The sequence below is a fragment of the Acrocarpospora pleiomorpha genome (assembly GCF_009687885.1).
Classification (GTDB): domain Bacteria; phylum Actinomycetota; class Actinomycetes; order Streptosporangiales; family Streptosporangiaceae; genus Acrocarpospora; species Acrocarpospora pleiomorpha.
This window is the reverse complement of sequence record NZ_BLAF01000004.1, coordinates 475,898-494,146: the sequence shown is the minus strand read 5'-3', so window position 1 is coordinate 494,146 and position 18,249 is coordinate 475,898. Positions and strand designations below refer to the sequence as shown.

The following is an 18,249-nucleotide window of genomic DNA, read 5'->3' as shown; positions in this document are numbered from 1 at the left end:
GCACTAGGCCTGGCCGCCTACTCGATCGCTGGAGGGAGGCATCCCGTTGACGCCGAGAATCAAGCCTGGCGTGGCCGTCGCGCCACCGTCGACGAGGAGCGTCTGACCGGAGATGTAGCTGGCGAGGTCGCTGACGAGAAACGCTACGGCGTCAGCGATCTCCGCCGGAACACCCATACGTCGCAGTGGGATGCTACCGGTGAAGTCGACCTGCTGCTGGCCCGGCTCGGGTGCTGTCGCCGGGGTGTTGATGCGTCCGGGGGCGATGCAGTTCACGCGAATGCCGAAGGGCCCGTACTCATAGGCGAGGGTCCGCGTCAACGATGAGATGCCGGCCTTCGCGGCGCCGTAGGCGGCGGCCAGCGGTGAACTCAACACGCCTGCAATGGAGCCGACATGTACGATCGTCCCGCCGCCGGACTGCACCATATCGCCAAGCGCGCTCCGAGTGAGTTGGAAGACGTACGTCAGGTTCATGGCTTGAATCAGCGACCACTCCTCGTCGGTCACCTCGTGAGTCAACCTGTAGGGGGCGAGCGCCCAGGAACCGCCAGCGACGTTCACGAGGATGTCGACGCTGCCGAGTTGCTCGGTTGCCGACGGGACGATCTGATCAACCTGGCTGGCATCGAGCAGATTCGCGATAATCGGCACCGCCGTGCCGCCGGCTTGCCGGACTGCCGCTACAGTGCCCGCCGCGCGATCCGCGCGGGAGTCGACGACAGCCACCGCCGCACCCGCCTCGGCGAGACGCAGCGCGACCGCTTCGCCGATACCGCGCCCGGCACCGGCGACCACAGCGACGCGGCCGGCTAGGGACAACGAAATCGGCATCAGAATGCGACCTCGCCCTGGCCGCCGCTCATGACCAGGTCGTGGCCGGTGAGAAAGCTCGCCTCGTCCGAAGCAAGGAATAGGATCCCGTAGGCGATCTCGATCGGCTGAGCGGCCCGTTTGAAATAGCGGTTCGACTCCTGCTTGTGAGCCCAGGCCTCCGTGTCCTCGGCCCCGCGAGCATGCGCAAGTGGGGTGTCCACCAGACCGGGCGAGATGCAGTTGACACGGATGTTCGGCGCGTAGTCCAAAGCCATCTGACGAGTGAGCGCCTTGATTGCACCTTTCGAGGCATGGTACGAGGCGAGCCGCGGCGAGGCCGTCGTCGCATGGTTGGAGCAGGTGTTCACAATGGCGCCCCGACCGCGGTCGAGCATCACCCTCAAGGCGGCCTTCGACACCATGAAGGTCCCCGTCACGTTCACGTCAAAGACCCGCTCCCACTCGGCTCGGGCTATCTCGTGGACGGCACCCGGCTTTCCGGTACCGGCGTTGTTGTGCAGCACGTCGACGGTGCCGTACTCCGCCACCGCATGCGCGATCATGGCCTCCGCCGCGGCCTCGTCGGAGACGTCCAGGACGAACGGAGAAGCGGTGCCGCCTGCTGCGATGATCTCGTCGCACACGCCGCGAGCCGCGTCACCCGACATGTCACCCACGACCACGGCGGCGGCGCCGTGCGCGGCGAAGAGCTTGGCCGTTGCGGCCCCGATGCCGCTTCCTGAGCCGGTGACAACGCAGACCTTTCCCTCCATGCGTCCAGTGGTCATGGCGTCCTCTCGGCTGCGAGTTTCAGAAAGGCGTCGAGCGACTCCGGCACTGAGAGGCTTTCGCGTTCTAGGGCGACCTCTGGCGGGACGCCCTGAAAGATCCGCTTGAGCGGGACTTCGACGAGCTTGCCGGTGCGCGTGCGCGGAATCGCCGAAACCTGGATCACCTCATCCGGCACGTGCCTTGGGCTGGCGTGTCGGCGCACCGCGTCCTTGATCGCCGCGACGAGATCCTCGGAAAAGTCGGTGCCGTCCTCCAAGACGACGAACAATGGCATGTAGTAGCCGCCGTCCAGCAGTTCGATACCGAGAACGAGAGAGTCCGCCACGTCGGGCAGTCGGCCGAGCGCGGCGTAGATTTCGGCCGAACCGATGCGCACTCCTCCCCTGTTCAGGGTCGAGTCGGAGCGACCCAGGATGCGGCAGGTGCCGCGTTCAGTGATCTCCAGCCAGTCGCCGTGGCGCCACACCCCCGGCCATGGCTCGAAGTACGAGGACCGGCAGCGCTTCCCCTCGGCGTCGTTCCACAGCCGCAACGGCATCGACGGCATGGGCTGCGTAACGACCAGTTCCCCGAGTTCGCCGATCACGGGCTTGCCGTCGCTGTTCCACGACTGGACGTCCACGCCGAGCAGAGGGCGCTGCAGCTCGCCTTCGGTGACCGACAGCAGCGAGGTGCCCCCGATGAAGCCGCTGGCGATGTCGGTGCCTCCGGAAGAGGAGGCGAGGAGCACGTCGGGCTTGACCGCCTCGTACACCCAGCGGAACGTCGAGGCAGGCAACGGCGACCCCGTCGAACCGATAGTGCGCAGACGAGAGAGGTCGAATCGCTCCCCCGGCTTCGCGCCCGCCCTCTCACAAGCGGTGAGGTAACCGGCGCTGGTGCCGAGGTAGGTGATGCCGAGCCTCTCCACCAAGGCGAACTGCACTTGGAGGTCGGGGTAGTTCGGGCTGCCGTCATGGACGACGACCGTGGCACCGCTCAGCAGCGCGGAGGTCGCGATATTCCACATGATCCAGCCGGTGGAGGTGTACCAGTAGAAGCGGTCACCCGGCCCGATGTCGTTCTGCAGCATCGACATCTTGCGCTGCTCGAGGACGATCCCACCGTGACCGTGCACGATTCCCTTAGGCCGGCCGGTGGTACCAGAGGAGTAGACAATCCATAGTGGATGGTCGAACGGCACGCGCACGAACGCTGGTTCTTGCTCCTCGGCGATCGCATCGGCCCAGGCGAGAACGTCGGCCGAGCGCGTCTCCAGACCGAGAACGGGCACCGCGATGGTCGCGCGCAGACTCGGCAGCGAGGCTCGGATCAAGTCCACTTGCTCGCGACGGTCGTGCTGCTTGCCGTTGAATCTGTACCCGTCGGCAGCGACGAGCACCGTCGGCTCGACTTGAGAAATTCGATCGAGCACGGCCGAGGTGCCGAAGTCGGGCGGACAGACGGTCCACACGGCACCGATCGACGCGCAGCCGAGCAGGGCGACGACTGCTTCTAAGCCGTTCGGGAGGTAGGCGGCGACCCGGTCGCCGGGCTTGACGCCGAGGCCTCTCAGCGTTGCCGCGAAGGCGCCGGCCCAGCGTCGCAGTTGCAACTGGGAAACCTCTGTGACGCGGTACTGCTCGTCCACGAGGACGAGGGCCGGGTGATCTTCTGTGGCGTCTCGCAGCATCTGCTCCGCGTAGTTGATCGAGCACTCCGGGAACCAGACGGCGCCCGGCATCCGGGCATCCGGCAGGACCGGCCCGTGATCTGTCGGTAGCGTCCCGCTCCATATGGCGAGGTCCGACCAGAAATCCTCCAGTTGATGCACTGACCAGCGCCATACGGCGTCGTAGTCGGTGGGGTCGCCGAAGGTCAAGTCTCGTCGCTGGCCAACCCAGGTCGCGAAGGCGTGCAGACGCGTGGCGCGAATCGACTCTGGAGTCGGTCGCCAGAGCACCGACGGTTCAGGTTCGTCTGGCACTGCTGCTCCTCTTACGGGAGGTTGGCGTTGTAGGCCGCCGCCACGTCGACGGTGCATCCCGAGATGAAGCGGGACTCCTCGGCCGCGAGGTGGAGCACCTCGTGAGAGATGTCCGTCGGCTCGACCCAGATCGTGGGCATGGGATTCATCTGCGTGAGCCGCGCCTCCATGTCCTCAAGGCCGGGAGCGTCCTTCTCGGGCACGAACACCTTGTAGACCTCGTCGTGGTGCATCATCGGCGTGTTCACAGCACCGGGTAGCACCGCGTTGCAGGTGATCATGTACGGTGCGGCCTCCAGCGCGACGGCCTTCACCAGGCCGATCAGCGCCCACTTCGAGGCGGCGTAGTGGCTCAGGTTCGGTACGCCGCGCCGGGCGGCCTGCGACGAGGTAACGACGATCCGCCCGTACTTTCGCTCCATCATGTGCGGCAGTACGGCGCGGATGCTGTTGGCGACGCCGGTGAGGTTGACGTCGATCGTGTCCTGCCACGCCTGGTCGTCCATGTCAACGAGCTGGTGGTACGTGACGACGCCGGCATTGGCCGCCAAGATGTCGATGTGACCGAAGGCTGCGATGCCGTCCGCCACGACGGCACGCATCGCGTCGATGCTGCGTACATCCGCCTCGACCACGAGGGCCTTCCGCTCCAGGCCCTCGACCGCAGAGGCGGTCTCACGCAACTCCGCGGAGGTTCCCAATGGGTACGGCACCGAATCGACCGGCTTGGGCACATCGACGAGGATGACGTCTGCACCGTTCTTAGCGAACTGGATCGCATGCTCACGGCCCTGGCCATGGGCGGCGCCGGTGACAAGTGCTATCCGTCGGGTGAAATTTGGCATGGTGCCGACTACTCCATCCTTGTCACGGTGTGCTGAATGAGGCCGAACAGCGAGGTGCCGTCGTCGGCGATCGCTTCGATGGTGACGGTGTCTCCTGCGGACAGGAAGGGCGTCACGGCAGCCCCGCTCTCCATGATTTCGACACCGCGCTTCTCCGCGATGCAGCCGAAGCCGCACTCCGTGTCGCCGTTGGAAATGGTCCCAGTGCCGATCATCGACCCGGCGATAAGCGGTCGCGTCCTGGTGAACTCCCCGATGATCTGCGGAAGGCCGAAGGAGAAATCGCGATCGGCCCGAGGAGCGCCGTACAGCGTTCCGTTGACGCTGCACTGCAGCGCTGCCCGCAGGAAGGAATTCTGCCACGCGGTACCGAGGGTGGCTGGCGTGACGAGGAACGGAGCGAAGCCTCGGCCGGGCTTGGATCCGTATGTGCCTGTCCCTTGACGGCGTTCCTCCACCAGTAGACGTCGATATGTGACGTCGTTGGTGATGCCGACCAGCTTGATGTGTTCGGGCGCCTGTGCTGCTGTCGTTCCCTGTGGAGCATCACCGGTGACGACAAAGACGGTCGGCTCATAGTCGAGTTCCCACGTCTCGTCAGGTAACGGCACCTCGGCGCGGGGTGGCCAGTTCGGCGCGCCGCCGCTCTGATAGACGATAGGGCGCTCGCGGTGTCGGTCAGGCAGCGCCTCCCCTCGGCCGCCGCGAATCCGCTCCATGTGCGAGAGGTACGAACTGCCCTCCGCCCAGTGGTAAACCCGGGGCAGTGGCGCCGCGAAGACCGCGCCGTCAACGGGGCTCCCTAGCGTCGGGTCGTCGAGCGACTCGAAGACGCCCTCCAGCAACGTCACGGATTCCGCCCAGGTGTCAAGCGACTGCTGCATGGTCCGTGGGCCTTGCGGCGGGACCAGAAATCGGGTCCTGTCGCTGCTGACGACCACCAGTGTTCCGTCTAGGCCACCGCCGGCCAACGAGGCAAGGATCATTTCGCTGCGGTGGCCACGGTGCTGTATTCGGCCGGCACGCAGAACTCAAGAGTCATGTAGTCAGGCGAAACGTCGAACGCGTTGTGAATCGAACCGCGCGACAGCGTCATGAGGTCGCCCGCGAATACTCGCTGGTTCGGCTCCCCGGGGCGGGCGACGTCGAGCCATCCGCGGATTGGCAGGAAGAACTGCGCCATCGAGTGGTAGTGCTCTCCTGTGCCGCCAGGCGGCGAGGGCTCGATCTCATCGAGCTTGATGATGTGGATGTGCACGCGCCCGTCGGTCGGGATGCGGGTGCCCAAGTCGCGGTACAGCGACCACCGGCGGGGGCCGTCGCCACGCACGTACGCGTCGGGCCGGTCGAAGGTGTAGACGCCCTTCAGATGGGCGAACTCGGCGGCGCGCTTTGGCTTGGGAGCGTCTTTGCCGGTGACTGTGCCGTAGTCGGAGGGGCCGAAAACCTCGACGCCTTCGAAGTCGTCGGACACCGCGCTGATCCGGTAGCGCCAGTAGGGCGGCTGGTAGGCGGAGGCACCCTTGTCGAGGACGAGGTCCTGGCCGTCCTCGGTCCGGACAGAGATCGAGCCATTCAAGACGAAGAACCACTGAAAGTCGGCGTCGTGGAACTGCCAGTCCGTGCTGGCATCCCCCTCTTTGCCCGTGTACCGGACGTGGCGGCCTACCAAGGCCCCGTCTGTGTTGGCGGCCAGGTGAAGGTCGCGGTACTCCAGTCCGGCGACCGGACCCTGCTCCCAGGTGCCCCCGTCCTTGCGGACCAGTTCGGTCTTGATGTCCAGGGGGTTGTCCATGTCCCAGCCGGAGCGCCAGGTCGTCGCGGGGGTCATCGCGTGTCTCAACTCCACTCGTGTGCGTCTGGCGCTCATATGAGCGCTGTGCGAACGAAGCTTGTCACGCGCATCACATGGCGTCAACAAGTCCTTGCCGTTCGATCCGTCGTGCGTGCGATGAATTGCGGGTCTTGCGTCAACGCATGTCTGGCAAGATGGTGGTTGCCTGTCCCGAGTAGGAGGCCCATGTCCGAGGTAGCTGAAGGTCCGTATGTCCACGCGCTCGAACGCGGACTCGCCGTCCTCCGGTGCTTCCACGACGACCGGGACCAGCTGACGATCTCGGACGTCGCGCGAGAGGCAGGGATGGACCGGGCGGTGGCTCGTCGCTTCCTGCACACGTTGGTGGCACTTGGCTATCTCGGCACGGTGAACTCCCGTTTCTATGTGCGCCCGAGAGTGCTCGAGCTGGCGCGCCCGTACCTCGACTCGGTCACGAACGTCGACGTGATCCAGCCGCACCTCGAGCAGCTCACGAAAGAGGTCGGCGAGACGTCGATGGCCTTCGTTCTGGATGGCCACGAGATCGTCTTCGTCGCTGGCGTTCAGGCCAAACGACTGGTGTCGGTCCACGTCGTTCTCGGCACGCGGGTTCCGGCGTACTGCAGCCCGCCTGGCAGGGTGCTGCTGGGCTCGCTCTCCCCCGACCAGCTTGACGACTACTTCCGTCATGTCGAGCTAGTGCAGCGCACTCCGCACACGGTCACCTCCGAGAATGCGTTGCGGGAGGAGATCAAGAAAGTCGCCGAACAGGGCTACTCCCTCGTCGACCAGGAGCTGGAGTCACAGCTGCGCACCGTCGCCGTTCCCATTCGGGACCGCGGGGGCAAGATCGTCGCGGCAGCCTCCATCGGAACGACGCTGGACGTCGCGATGGAGCATCTCGGCGGCGAGCTGCTGAGCAAGCTGACGACAGCCGCCACCGAGATGGAGCGAGACCTGGCATTGATCCGCTGAGCGGGAGCCACGTCCGCTCAGGCGTTGAACGCCGCCGCGACGTCCAGCATGGCGCCGGTGACGTACCGGGCCTCGTCGGCGACGAGATACAGCACCCCTGCCGAGATGTCCTCCGGCTGAATCCACTCGGTCGGCATCGGATTGAGCTGGCGGAGAACCGCCTCCATATCCTCGAGCGTCGGGTTGTCCAGGTCCGGACGGAACGTCCGGTAGACCTCATCGTTCTTCATCATCGGCGTCTCCACGCCGCCCGGGAGGATCGCGTTGCAGGTGATCCCGCCGAAGGGCGCCACTTCCAGCGCGACAGTACGAACCAGGCCTGACAGCCCCCATTTGGCAGAGCAGTAGTGCGCCAAGTTAGGTATGCCCTTTCGCCCGGCCTGCGACGATGTCACGACGATCCGGCCGTAGGAGCGCTCGATCATGTGCGGCAACACGGCTCGGATGGTGTTGGCCGTCCCGGTCAGATTGACGTCGATCATGTCGTGCCACATTTGGTCCGACATCGTGGCCAGTGGGCTGTACGAGGCGATGCCCGCGTTCGCCAGCAGGATGTCGATCTGGCCGAACCTCGCGATGGTGTCCGACACGACGCGTCGCATGTCCGCCATGGACCGGGTGTCGCCCTGCAGAGCGATCGCCGGGATGTCCTCCGCCTGGACCAGCTTCACCGTCTCATCCAGCTCGGCCTCGGTACCGAGCGGGTAGCTGACGGAGGCGATCGGCTTCGGGGCGTCGACCAGGGCGATCCTCGCCCCCTCCCGCGCGAGGGCAATGGCGTGAGACCTGCCCTGGCCCCGCGCGCCGCCGGTGATGAGGGCGACCTTGTTCTCCAACTTCCCCATGGTGATGTGCTCCTTACGAGGTGTGAAACAACGTTGTGCCGCCTCGGCTCTAGTCGAGGGCGGCGTAGACCGAGCGGATGAGCGGCTCGGCCCGGTAACCGCCGACGATGCCGTTGTACGTGCCGAGGACCCCGGGCTCCATCCGGTTCATGATGTAGGCGAAGGTCAGCCCACGGTCGATGTCGTTGATGAGCATGGAGCCTCCCCAGCCCGCCCAGAAGCAGACTCGACTGTCGGGCAGGTACGGGAATTGCTCCGGGTACGACAAGGCGTAACCGATGCCCCAGCGGATCGGCAGCCCGAGGTAGAGGTCGACACCTTTGGACTGCTCCTCGAAAATCCGGTCGATGGTCGCTTGGGAGAGCAACCGAACCCCGTGCGCCTCGCCGCCATTGGAGACCACCGACTGGATCCTCGCCAGCGAACGGGCATTGCCGTGGCCGTTGCCCGCCGCGCAGAACTCCGAGCGCCGCCATCGGACGTCCCAGCAGGTTGCGGGGTCGGTCGCGAGAGCGGCGATGGTCAGCTTGTAGCCCACGCTGTTCTTGTCCTCGAAGGCGAGTTCCGCGTCGAAGGCCGGGCCGGGAGGTGGGAGGATCAACGGGGAGATCCGGTAGTCCTCCCACTCTGGCAGGCCGATGCTGAAGTCGGCGCCGAGCGGAGCGGCGATCTCGGTGGCGACGAACTTGCCGAGACTAAGACCGGTCACCTTCAGCACGACGCCATGGATGAGGTGTCCGATGCTCAAGGCGTGGTAGCCGCCGGCGGTGCCGGGTTCCCACCACGGAGCCATGGCGGCTAGCTTGGCCAGGGAGATGTCCGGGTCGTAGATGTCGTCCATCGTCACCGGCATGTCCCAGCCGGCCACGCCGGAGGTGTGGGAGAGGATCTGCTTGACTAGGACATTTTCCTTACCGTTTTCCGCGAATTCGGGCCAGTACTTCGCTACCGGAGCATCCAGATCGACCAGACCCCGGTCGACCAGCATGAGCAGAGCGAGTACGGCGACCGTCTTCGTATTCGACCAGCAGTTGACGATCGTGTTTCTTTCCCACGGCCTGGTGTGTGCCTGGTCGATCCAGCCGCCCCAGGCGTCGATGACCGGCTCGCCCTTCACGAAAAGGGCGACCGAGGCGCCGACATCGTCGCCTGCGGCGAGGTGCTCGTCGAGGACGTCGATCACTCGCTGGAACTTCTTGTCCCACGTTCCTTCGACAGTCATGGCCTGGCCTGCCTTTCAGTCTCGTTCTTCGGTGCGTTGTTGCCTGCTTGGTGGCCGTCCCGACCCCACCAATAGACCGGGTCGGACCGGTCACGTCGGGACATGACCCAGTCCTCGGGGGAGAGATCCTGCACATCTACCTGCAGCGACTCGTCGAAGACGACCACGCGGTCGGCGATCGCCCAGCGCCCGTCACGGCGTTCGAAGCGGTCCACGTAACGGCAGCGGCTCACGCGTTCGGCCTGCCGCGCCTGGCTGTCTTCGGGCCGCATGCGCAGGAATGCGATACAGTACGACTCGACGAAGGCCAGGTTGTCCCTGTCGAACTCGATGATGACGTTGGTGACGAAGTGTTGCGCGGAGTCGATGACCTGGTGGCGGCTGCGGATGTCCTCGACCAGGCCTAGTGCCGTACCCGTATAGGAGCCATGCGTATCGATGGCGTCATCGAAATAGCATGCCGCTATGCCCTCGTAGTCCAGTCGATCGACTGAACGTGCATAGCGGTACAGGCACTCGTGAATAGCCAGACGGTCGGCGAGGCGCTCCAACATGTTGTTCCTCCGATCACTCGGTTGGCGCCGCTACCGGCGACGGGTGAGGCGGACAGAGAGGGCGACGGCCAGGATCAGGGCGCAGCCGTTGAAGAGACTGGAGATCCACGACGGAGCCCCGGCGAGTTGCAGCCCGTAAATGCCGGTCGCGAGGAGCACGCAGGCAACGAGGGTGCCGAGCACGTTCACTCGGCCGTTGTTGCGGACCTGCGTCGCACCCAGTAGCACCGTGGAGAATGCGGGCAGCAGATACGGCGTGCCGATATCCGGTCCACCCGTCCCGAGTTGCGCGGAGAGCACGACGCCGGCGAAGGAGGCGATGAGCCCGGAGGCCACCAGCGAGCCGAAGGAGATCAAGTTCACCCGGACACCGGCGAGACGGGCCGCTTCGGAGTTGCCGCCGATGCCGTAGAGGTACCGCCCTACTGTGGTCGCCTCGGTGACGTACCAGATGATGATGGCGACGACGACCGCGTACCACACCGGGTAGGCGAGGCCGACGAGGGTGCCCTGGCCCAGCTTGGTGAAGCTGTGGGCGTTGTCATTCGTCCCCACCAACTGGTTGCCGTCGGTGATCCAGTACGCGATGGCGGCGAGGACGCTGGACATACCCAGGGTGGCGATGAAAGAACTGACCTGCAGTCCCACGATCACCACGCCGTTGACGACGCCGATCACTAGGCCCACGCCGAAGGTGGCGAGGATCGCCAGCACGACTGGTGTCCCGCCTTCGATCAGTTTGAGCGAGAGAACCACGGCAACTCCCAGCGTGGCCGCCACGGAGAGATCGAAGATGCCGGCGGCCAGGGGCAGGATCAGCGCGAGCGCCGCCATGAAAGTGACGGCCTGGTTCTGGCTCACTGCCTTCAACGTGGTGGCAGTCAGGAAGGTGTCCGGCAGGGCCGTCCCGAAGATCACCACCAGCACTGCAAGGACGAGGACCCCGCTGAACCTATCCAAGGCGAGTTTCTCGGCAAACGATCGCTGCAGTGGCTTGGCCCTAGCCACTGACGTCGTCATGCCCCGGCCTCTTCTGTCTTTCGCGCCTCGGGCGTGGCGGCCAGGCACGCCGCAGTGATCGCAGCGGCTTCGACCGGTCCAGGGAGCTCACTCTCGACACGTCCTCCGGAGAAGACAAGTATGCGCGTACACAACAACGCCAGTTCCTCACTATCCGTCGAGCAGACGACCACCGAGCAGCCTGATGAGGCGGCTGCACGGATTCGGTCGTGGATGTCTTGTTTGGCCCCGACGTCAACGCCTTGAGTGGGTTCGTCGAGGATCAGCACTCGTGGCTCCAGGCGGAGCCACCTCGCGAGAATGACCTTCTGGGCGTTGCCGCCGGAAAGTCGCGACATCAACGCGTGCGGCTCGCGCGGACGTACGTCGAGTTCGCCCAGCCATCCCTGGACGGTGCGCATCTCCTCTCGACGACGCAGCCAGCCCTTCTGGCTGAAGTCCTTCAGACGCGCCAGCGTGAGGTTCTCGGCCACAGTGTGGCCGTGGACCACGGCGACTCGCGGCCGGTTCGCTGGCACCATGGCGATCCCTGCCCCGATGCTCAGGTCTGGCCGGCCAGAAGGCACGAAGTGGCCGTCGACGACGACGTCGCCAGTCCGCGGAAGGCCGCCGAAGATGAGCGATGCTGCCGCCTCACGGCCCGAGCCGGTGATGCCGGCGATGCCGAGGATCTCGCCCTTTCGCACGTCGGCACTGAGCTTGTGAACCGTGGCGCCGGAGATCGACTTCAGCTCCAGGACCACGGAGCGCTCGTCGACGACGGCGGTCTGTGTTGAGGACTGGACCGGGTGGCCCACGATCAGCTCGATGAGGGTGCTCCGGTCGAGGCCGGCGATCGGCCTCGTGGTGATCAGACGGCCGCCACGCAACACGGTGACCGAGTCCGCGAGTTCGAACACCTCGTCCAAGTGGTGGGAGATGAACAGGACCGCAACGCCGTTGTCGCGGACCCTGCGGACGAGGTCGAAAAGCCGCTCTACCTCGGGGCCGGGCAGGTTGGCTGTCGGTTCGTCCAGCACCAGCAGTTGCGGCCTTGAGTGGTGCTCGGCCACCGCGCGGGCGACCGCGACCGCTGTCCTTTCGCTGGCCTGCAGCTTCCCGGTCGGGACAGTGACGTCGACGTCATAGCCGAGTTCGGCGAGGTTCTGCCGAGCTTCGCGGCGCCGGTCAGCCCAGTTGACCGGCCGGCCGCGGCCACAGCCGAAGCCTCTGCCCAGACCGAGGTTCTCGACGACATTGAGCGAGTCGACGAGGGCCAAGTCCTGGTGCACGAATCGCAGTCCGGCATTCTTCGCCTCACCGGCGTGAGTAGTGGTGACCGGGTTCCCAGCCACCGCCACCTCAGTGCCCGCATCGGGTTCGTAGTAGCCGGCGAGGATCTTCACCAGCGTGCTCTTGCCTGAGCCGTTCTCACCAACGATGGCCCGGATCTCTCCGGGAAGCACCGCTAGGCTCACGTCCTCCAGCACTCGCACGCCGCCAAAGGTCTTGCTGGCGGAGTGCACCTGCAGCGCTGGAGTGACCTGATCCTTGAAGAGCCCGGCATCCTCGTCGGATGACGACTCAACCAACATGCCACGCCTTCTTGAACTGATCGCGGAATCCGGCCACGGCGACGTACTGGCCTTCCTCGATGGCGATCGTGTTCACGTTCGCCTTGGTGATCATCTGGCCGGGAAGTGGTACCGCGACCGCGGCAGCGACATCGTCTCCGGCGTAGTGGCGCGCCAGGGCGTCGATGGTGCGCCACCCCATCATTTCAACCGGATAGCCCGCCCATGCTCTCTCGTCACCGGTCTTGAGGGCCTCCAGGTTAGGGGCTGAAGGAGACTCACCAATGATGTTGATGCCCGAGATGCCGGCGGTCTTGAGCGCAGTGCTCACACCCAGTGCAGTGTCGCCGTTGCCGAAGACGGCCCACTTGGCCTGCGGGTTGCGCTGGAAGTAGGCGACGACGTTGGCCGGTGTCTTCGTGCCGACGTCCGCAAGCTGCTGGTTTTGGTCGTCGACCGTGCAGCCCGGGCACCAAGTCTTGACGGCGGCGATGAAGGCGCCGGTGAACGCCTTCAGGATCGGGAACGCATTGATATTGAAGAGGCCAGCCCGGCCCTTGCCGTCCGACTCGGTGATGAAGTAGGCAGCCACCAGCTTGGCGTAGAGCACGATCTGGTCGGAGCCCGCCACGTTCGCCAGAACTCCGTCAACCGGGCCTTCGGCGCCGACGTTCTGGATCACGGTGACGCCCTTACTCTTCGCCTCGGCGATTTGGGACGTGAATACCGTCGAGTCAGCGGTGCCACAAATGCAGATCGCGTCGGGGGTCTTCTGCAGAGCAGCCTCGAAGGCCTTGATTGCATCGGCCGGCGAGGAACCTGCGTTGATCGTGCTGAAGTCCCAACCGAGGGCCGCAGAGCCTTCGCGCATGCCGGTAGCCACCCGCGCGGCGATCGGCTGCGGGGTGACCAGCAGCATGATGACCTTCTTGCCCTTCGGCGGGGCCTCCTCGAGGTCGGAGACGCCGATGCTGGTTGGGTTCCTTGCGTTCGCTGCGATGTAGTCCGCGGCTTCCTTCAGGCCCGGGTTCCCGGCCGCAGTGCCGTTCTCGCCGCTCTTAGTGGCCCCGGGCGAGCCACCGGACGAACTGCACGCGGAGATCAGCAGGCCCGCAGTGGCGAGAAACGCCACGAGCGCGAGGCGGCGAGACTCCGTTGTCATGCTACTCCCTAGGATTGTGTGCGCTGGACGCATACTCATGCGTTGGACGCCCAACTCTGACAGGGGGCAGGTGTGGCGTCAATCACGTTGAGGACACGTTTCCGCGGCCGTGAGCGCCGACGGACGCGGCAGCGGCTCCGCCACCGCACCATAAGTCCGTAGGTGCCGCACTTCGCCCCGAGATGCTCCCTCGCCAGGGCGAATACCTGTTCTCTGCTCGTGGCGCCGAAGAGCACGCGGCCGAGCACGATCGTCCTCAGCGGTCAAGGCGCCGGCCACGGCGCCTTGACAAAGACGCGGACTGGCGAGCACCGCCATGTGAGCGGCCCTGAATGCCTAGGGCCTATCTGACGGATCATGGTGTTGCCCGGTCGCGTTTCGCGCGGAGCCAGCCCGCTCCGGGATCGTGTGCGGGATACCCCGCGCCCACAGCGACCTGCGGTTGGCCTTCGACCCGTAGGCCTTGTCCGCGGTCAGATGGTCAAGCTTCTTGCGGTGCCGGCCCACCCCGCCCGGGCGCGGGACGGCCACCGCGTCGAGCAGCGCCACCAACTCCTTGGTATCCGCCGCCTGCCCGGCGGTGAGCCGTTTGACCAGGCTCCGGCCGCGACCCTCGGCCAGGAGGTGCACCTTCGTGGTCAACCCACCCCGGGACCGGCCGATCGCCTGCGCGGCACGTGATTCATCCGCGCTCAACCCCCTTTACGCGCTCCAGCGGCATGCTGATGCGCCCGCACGATCGTGGCGTCGACCTGGGCACGCCACTCCAGTTCCCCAACAGCGTCGGCATCGGCCTGCAACCGCTGCTCGATCCGCGCCCACGTCCCGTCAGGCTCCCACTGCGAGAAGCGGTGATAGCACGTTTTCCACGGCCCGTACCGCTCCGGCACCTGATGCCACTTCGCACCATTGTCGATCCGCCACAGAATCCCGTTGATCACCTGCCGGTGATCACGCCAACGCCCACCACGCTACGGAACCATGCTCGGCAACGGCGGCGCCAACCGCGCCCATTCCACATCGGACAGATCACCGGCCACGCCACACCGTACCCGCTACAAGATCCGTCAGATAGGCCCTAGTTTGCCCTCGGCCCCATGATGGCGGGCGGTCTGGGATCTGGGCTGGTGGGCAGGCCAGCTCCCCCGCGGTTCGGTTCATCCTGAGCCAGTGAAGTTGTCCGACTCCTCAACGCCGTCTGGAAGGAGTCGGACAACGCAATGCAGAGCTGGTCGACGAGAAGCTCGAGTGTCCTCACAAAGGTTGGAGCAGCACGACGGGGATCCGTCGAGCCGTCTTCAACTGGTACTCGGCGTAGGTCGGGAACGCCTCGACGGCGCGATCCCACCAGGTGTCACGCTCGGCGCCGGTGAGCACGCGCGTCAGGTAACGCCGCTTGGTCGCGCCGTCCTGCAATTCGACCTGCGGCTGATGCAGAAGGTTCCCGTACCACTCCGGGTTCTCGGGCCTGCCGCCGTATGAGGCGATCGCGACGTACTGACCGTCGTGTTCGACGCGTATTAGAGGGCTCTTGCGGACCTTCCCACTCTTCCGTCCGATCGTGGTAAGCACCACGATCGGACGATCCTGCATAGTGTTCCCCTCGGTTCCGTTCGAGCGTTCGAACAGCTCGACCTGCTCGCGAGCGAAGTCCCGCGGAGTGGGTTCGTACTCCTCCTCGAAGACTGCGAGCGGGTCGTCGACACCCTGCAACGAGTGTCGGAACAGCAGTCGGGCTGCCGGGGATCCGTTGAGCAGCCGGTTGGTGCGACGACGGACCCGCCACCCCTCGGGCCGACGTTCCAGGGCCCATCTGTTGGCGGTCAGACGGCGGATCATGAAACCGTGTGGGCCGTTGGCGATGAGGATCTGGTAAGTAATGGCCACGGCCGTGTCGCCTTGCAAGGTGATCCGTGGCGGGGAGACCTGGTGGGACGAGCCGACGCGCACATACTCCTGATGCGTCTCGCTGTAGAGCATGTCGCGAATCTGTTGCCGGTTCCCCAGCTCCCAGCCGTCGATTTCGTAAATGCCGTCCTCGACCCAGATCTCTCCTGCCAGGTCGATGGAGTTGCTGTCCACCGAGGGGCCGTAGGAGGCGAGCAAGTGCTGAATCTCGACGATGTCGTTCAGGCGTGTGACGGCTCGCTCGAGTTCAGCGACCCGCTGCTCCAGGCCCTGGCTGTTGTCTCCCACTCCGGTTCCCCTCAGGCGTCGGTCATTTCGATCAACGGGCACCCTGCTTCAACCAGCGCAACTGTTCTTCTCATGTCTGCCTCGGATGCGGGCTCATAGGGGCGACCGAATCGACCGGCTTGGGGAGGTCGACGAGCGCTACGTCCGCGCCTCGAGCAAGACGCACCGCATGAGAACGCGCCTGTCCACGCGGGCCGCCAGCAATGAACGCGGTACGACCGCCCAGTCCCGACATCCGCTTACTTCTCCAATCGCTGTTGCGATGGCAGCACGTGCGGGGATGCGATCACCACTCGGCAAAGGTTGAACCGGCAGCATAACTTAGGCGTGTGCACACCGCGCTCTAGTGTGCGTTCTGCGAACGTCCCATTTTAATTGGGCCATGTCAACGCCCGCTAGGTCGCGGTGTTGTAACTTCTGGCCACGTCAAGCGAGGAGCAGTCCCACACCCCACCACCAGCGGTGGCTTCCCGCCGCTGACGCACAGTTGTGGATTTGTCGTTTTGAGATAGGAAGGCCTTCGAGGAGGCTGAGTGCAGAAATTAGCGATGGAGGTTGATCTTGATGAGCTATCGCAGATAGTGGCTGATTATCTGCGGTAGCGTCGTGCGTGGCGACGCAGGTGTTCGCGGACGAGGAGCTTGAGCTTCTGCGGGAGTTCCCGGAGATCGGCCGGGACGAGTTAGCCCGGTTCTTCACGCTGACGCCGGCGGATGTGGCGTTCGTCGACCCTGCAGGCCCTGGGCCACCGGTGCGGCCACCGGTGCGGCCAGCGGTGCCAGCCGCTGACGCCCTCCACGGCTGCGGCCTCCGCCAGCTCGAACTGCCGATCGCCGGGATCCGTGCTGATCACCGCCGTGGTACCAGCAGCAGGTCGCCGGTGCCGGACGCAACCGAGCAAGCAGGTGCCACCGCTTTGTGCGCATTCGCGACATCCCTGATGGTCGTCCGTTGTCGTCTTCAAAGGACCCTTTGACGACAGGGCACCGAGAACGCGACGATCATGCGGAAACAGGTCCTCCGATCCAATGAGATCCGATCGGAGTTGACGACAGGGTTTGGCGACAGATAGAACCATGATCAACAGGGCGCACCGACAGAAACGGGAGCTTCCGGGCATGGCGGAGCTGTTCTACACGCGGGTGTCGACCGACGAGCAGAGCACCCACTCGCCGTGCGCGAGTGGTGCCGCGCCCACGGCACGGCGCTGCGGGTGCTGTCCGGGCCGCTGTCGGGCATCGTCGACCTGGCCGCCACCGACGCGACCACCACCATGCTGGTCAACGTGCTGGTCTCAGTCGGGCAGTTCCAGCGCGACCTGCAGAACGAACTCACCCGAGAAGGTCTTGTCGCTGCCTGGGACACGGGCAGCCGCTCCGGCCGCCGTTCCCGCGTCGTGGAGCTCGGCGTCCTGGACGACGTGCGTACCGCGTTTCGCGACGGCGCCAGCATCGCCGCGCTTGCCCGCGAACACGAGGTGAGCCGGGTTGCCATCCGCACCGCTGTGGCCGACCTGCAGCCCGGACGTGCGCCGCGGCAGCCCGGCGAGCCGGTACCGGTGGTGCTGGAGATGCCCGGCCAACTCGCCAATCACCTACGCAGCAACGAAAATCTGGGTGAGGCCGAGCGTTCCGCGATCGCCGCCGGCCGCGAGGTGCGGCGCGGCCAGGGCTTCACCCTGCACCTCACCGCCACCCCGCAGGTCCACCAGTCGCTGCTCGCCGCCGCGGCGGCCCTGGGCGCCGAGGGCGCGGCCTCCGCCGACCGCAAGGCCTACCGGGTCTACCAGCAACGACTCGACACCGCTCTCACCGCACCGGCAGGGAGGGCGTGGCCCGGCACTTGGCCAGGCAGGCCGGCACGGTGAGTCGTGAGTCCGGCCTGGGTTCGTGGCGCGCGGCCCTGCGATGGATCAGCGGCGAAAGGCTCAACCAGCCACAGGAGGCTCCGGTCGCCTCCGGCTGGTGGGGATACAGCCTCGCAGGAGCGGCCCGGCTAGCGCGAGCGTGCCGCCCACCTCGACGGCCAGGCCGTGTTCGCCGTCGACTACCAGCCCTGCCGCCGCTGCGGACTGGCCTGGGTCGAGCAGCCCTACACCGACCCGCTGCACCAGCGCTGTGGTCCGACATCCGGGACATCCACGGAGAAGCTGCCCAGGGCTGGCGGCGCGAGCGTGGAGGGGACCGACGACCCCACGTGGATGTTGACGATCCGGATCACGCGCAGCACGTCCGCGAACGCCGGGATCAGCGACCCGGTCCACGGCCCGGCGCAGACCACCAGGCGGGCGGCCCGCACGGCGCCGTGCGGGGTGCGCACCACCACGCCCTCGCCGTCCGGGGCCCAGTCCAGCACGGGGGTCCCGTCGTGCCGCCGCACCCCGTACCCGCGGCCGAGCTCGGCCAGAGCGGTGGCTACAGGCAGAAACACCTCTGCCCTCACGTCCGGCTGGGCTGATCATGTCCGGCTGAGCAAAGCGGGCCGATC

At 65.8% G+C, this 18,249-nt stretch carries 17 protein-coding genes and 1 pseudogene; 2 read left to right on the top strand and 16 right to left on the bottom strand.

The features are described 5' to 3' along the window. Positions 1-3: 3 nt before the first annotated feature. From Aple_RS02335 to Aple_RS51765, 6 genes are read right to left on the bottom strand one after another with little or no spacing between them, the layout of a single operon-like run. Complete coding sequence (locus Aple_RS02335) at positions 4-834, bottom strand: SDR family NAD(P)-dependent oxidoreductase (RefSeq protein ID WP_155342725.1); 831 nt, start codon at positions 832-834, stop codon at positions 4-6. Further along, positions 834-1,604 (bottom strand): SDR family NAD(P)-dependent oxidoreductase, encoded by a 771-nt coding sequence (locus tag Aple_RS02330; protein ID WP_155342724.1) that lies wholly within the window; start codon positions 1,602-1,604, stop codon positions 834-836. Before Aple_RS02330 ends, Aple_RS02335 begins: the two co-directional genes overlap by 1 nt. Further along, the gene (locus Aple_RS02325; RefSeq protein WP_246264038.1) at positions 1,601-3,574 is read right to left on the bottom strand and encodes an acetoacetate--CoA ligase; all 1,974 of its coding nucleotides are present in this window, start codon (positions 3,572-3,574) and stop codon (positions 1,601-1,603) included. The genes Aple_RS02330 and Aple_RS02325 overlap by 4 nt, the downstream gene beginning before the upstream one ends. Before the next feature lie 11 nt (positions 3,575-3,585). After that, positions 3,586-4,419 carry a mycofactocin-coupled SDR family oxidoreductase gene (locus tag Aple_RS02320; protein WP_155342722.1) on the bottom strand — a complete coding sequence of 278 codons (834 nt, stop codon included), beginning with the start codon at positions 4,417-4,419 and terminating at the stop codon, positions 3,586-3,588. An 8-nt stretch (positions 4,420-4,427) separates the two neighbouring features. Further along, positions 4,428-5,405, bottom strand: coding sequence for a fumarylacetoacetate hydrolase family protein (locus tag Aple_RS02315; RefSeq protein WP_155342721.1), 978 nt, complete (start codon positions 5,403-5,405; stop codon positions 4,428-4,430). Then, complete coding sequence (locus Aple_RS51765; protein WP_170321245.1) at positions 5,402-6,214, bottom strand: cupin domain-containing protein; 813 nt, start codon at positions 6,212-6,214, stop codon at positions 5,402-5,404. The genes Aple_RS02315 and Aple_RS51765 overlap by 4 nt, the downstream gene beginning before the upstream one ends. A gap of 225 nt (positions 6,215-6,439) precedes the next feature. Between Aple_RS51765 and Aple_RS51760 the strand changes: the two genes are divergently transcribed. Further along, positions 6,440-7,210, top strand: coding sequence for an IclR family transcriptional regulator domain-containing protein (locus Aple_RS51760; protein WP_170321244.1), 771 nt, complete (start codon positions 6,440-6,442; stop codon positions 7,208-7,210). A 17-nt stretch (positions 7,211-7,227) separates the two neighbouring features. Here the strand turns inward: Aple_RS51760 and Aple_RS02300 are convergent, their stop codons facing one another. The 9 genes and pseudogenes from Aple_RS02300 to Aple_RS55985 all read right to left on the bottom strand — a co-directional run bounded on the left by Aple_RS02300 (position 7,228) and on the right by Aple_RS55985 (position 15,762). After that, a complete protein-coding gene (locus tag Aple_RS02300) occupies positions 7,228-8,055 on the bottom strand; it encodes a mycofactocin-coupled SDR family oxidoreductase (protein WP_155342718.1) in 828 nt (275 codons plus the stop codon). A 49-nt stretch (positions 8,056-8,104) separates the two neighbouring features. Continuing rightward, positions 8,105-9,277 (bottom strand): serine hydrolase domain-containing protein, encoded by a 1,173-nt coding sequence (locus tag Aple_RS02295; protein ID WP_155342717.1) that lies wholly within the window; start codon positions 9,275-9,277, stop codon positions 8,105-8,107. Beyond that, positions 9,274-9,831, bottom strand: a complete 558-nt coding sequence (locus Aple_RS02290) for a nuclear transport factor 2 family protein (RefSeq protein ID WP_170321243.1) — start codon at positions 9,829-9,831, stop codon at positions 9,274-9,276. Before Aple_RS02290 ends, Aple_RS02295 begins: the two co-directional genes overlap by 4 nt. A 30-nt stretch (positions 9,832-9,861) precedes the next feature. Continuing rightward, positions 9,862-10,749, bottom strand: coding sequence for an ABC transporter permease (locus tag Aple_RS02285; protein WP_170321242.1), 888 nt, complete (start codon positions 10,747-10,749; stop codon positions 9,862-9,864). A 98-nt stretch (positions 10,750-10,847) separates the two neighbouring features. Beyond that, the gene (locus Aple_RS02280) at positions 10,848-12,425 is read right to left on the bottom strand and encodes a sugar ABC transporter ATP-binding protein (protein WP_155342715.1); all 1,578 of its coding nucleotides are present in this window, start codon (positions 12,423-12,425) and stop codon (positions 10,848-10,850) included. Further along, a complete protein-coding gene (locus Aple_RS02275; protein ID WP_170321241.1) occupies positions 12,415-13,566 on the bottom strand; it encodes a sugar ABC transporter substrate-binding protein in 1,152 nt (383 codons plus the stop codon). Before Aple_RS02275 ends, Aple_RS02280 begins: the two co-directional genes overlap by 11 nt. 336 nt (positions 13,567-13,902) lie before the next feature. Continuing rightward, entirely contained in the window at positions 13,903-14,262 is a 360-nt protein-coding gene (locus Aple_RS02270) for a transposase (protein WP_155342713.1), read from the bottom strand. Beyond that, positions 14,259-14,522: pseudogene (locus Aple_RS02265) on the bottom strand (transposase); the annotation flags it as partial. The pseudogene Aple_RS02265 and the gene Aple_RS02270, both read right to left, overlap by 4 nt. Before the next feature lie 298 nt (positions 14,523-14,820). Beyond that, positions 14,821-15,762 carry a nitroreductase/quinone reductase family protein gene (locus tag Aple_RS55985; protein ID WP_308805491.1) on the bottom strand — a complete coding sequence of 314 codons (942 nt, stop codon included), beginning with the start codon at positions 15,760-15,762 and terminating at the stop codon, positions 14,821-14,823. 1,174 nt (positions 15,763-16,936) lie between these two features. Here Aple_RS55985 and Aple_RS53080 point away from each other — a divergent pair. Further along, positions 16,937-17,629 carry a serine integrase family protein gene (locus tag Aple_RS53080; RefSeq protein WP_218038075.1) on the top strand — a complete coding sequence of 231 codons (693 nt, stop codon included), beginning with the start codon at positions 16,937-16,939 and terminating at the stop codon, positions 17,627-17,629. Positions 17,630-17,853: 224 nt separating this feature from the next. On the opposite strand, the gene Aple_RS02250 is transcribed toward Aple_RS53080, so the two are convergent. Then, positions 17,854-18,192, bottom strand: coding sequence for an FAD-dependent oxidoreductase (locus Aple_RS02250; RefSeq protein WP_218038074.1), 339 nt, complete (start codon positions 18,190-18,192; stop codon positions 17,854-17,856). Between the last annotated feature and the right edge of the window lie 57 nt (positions 18,193-18,249).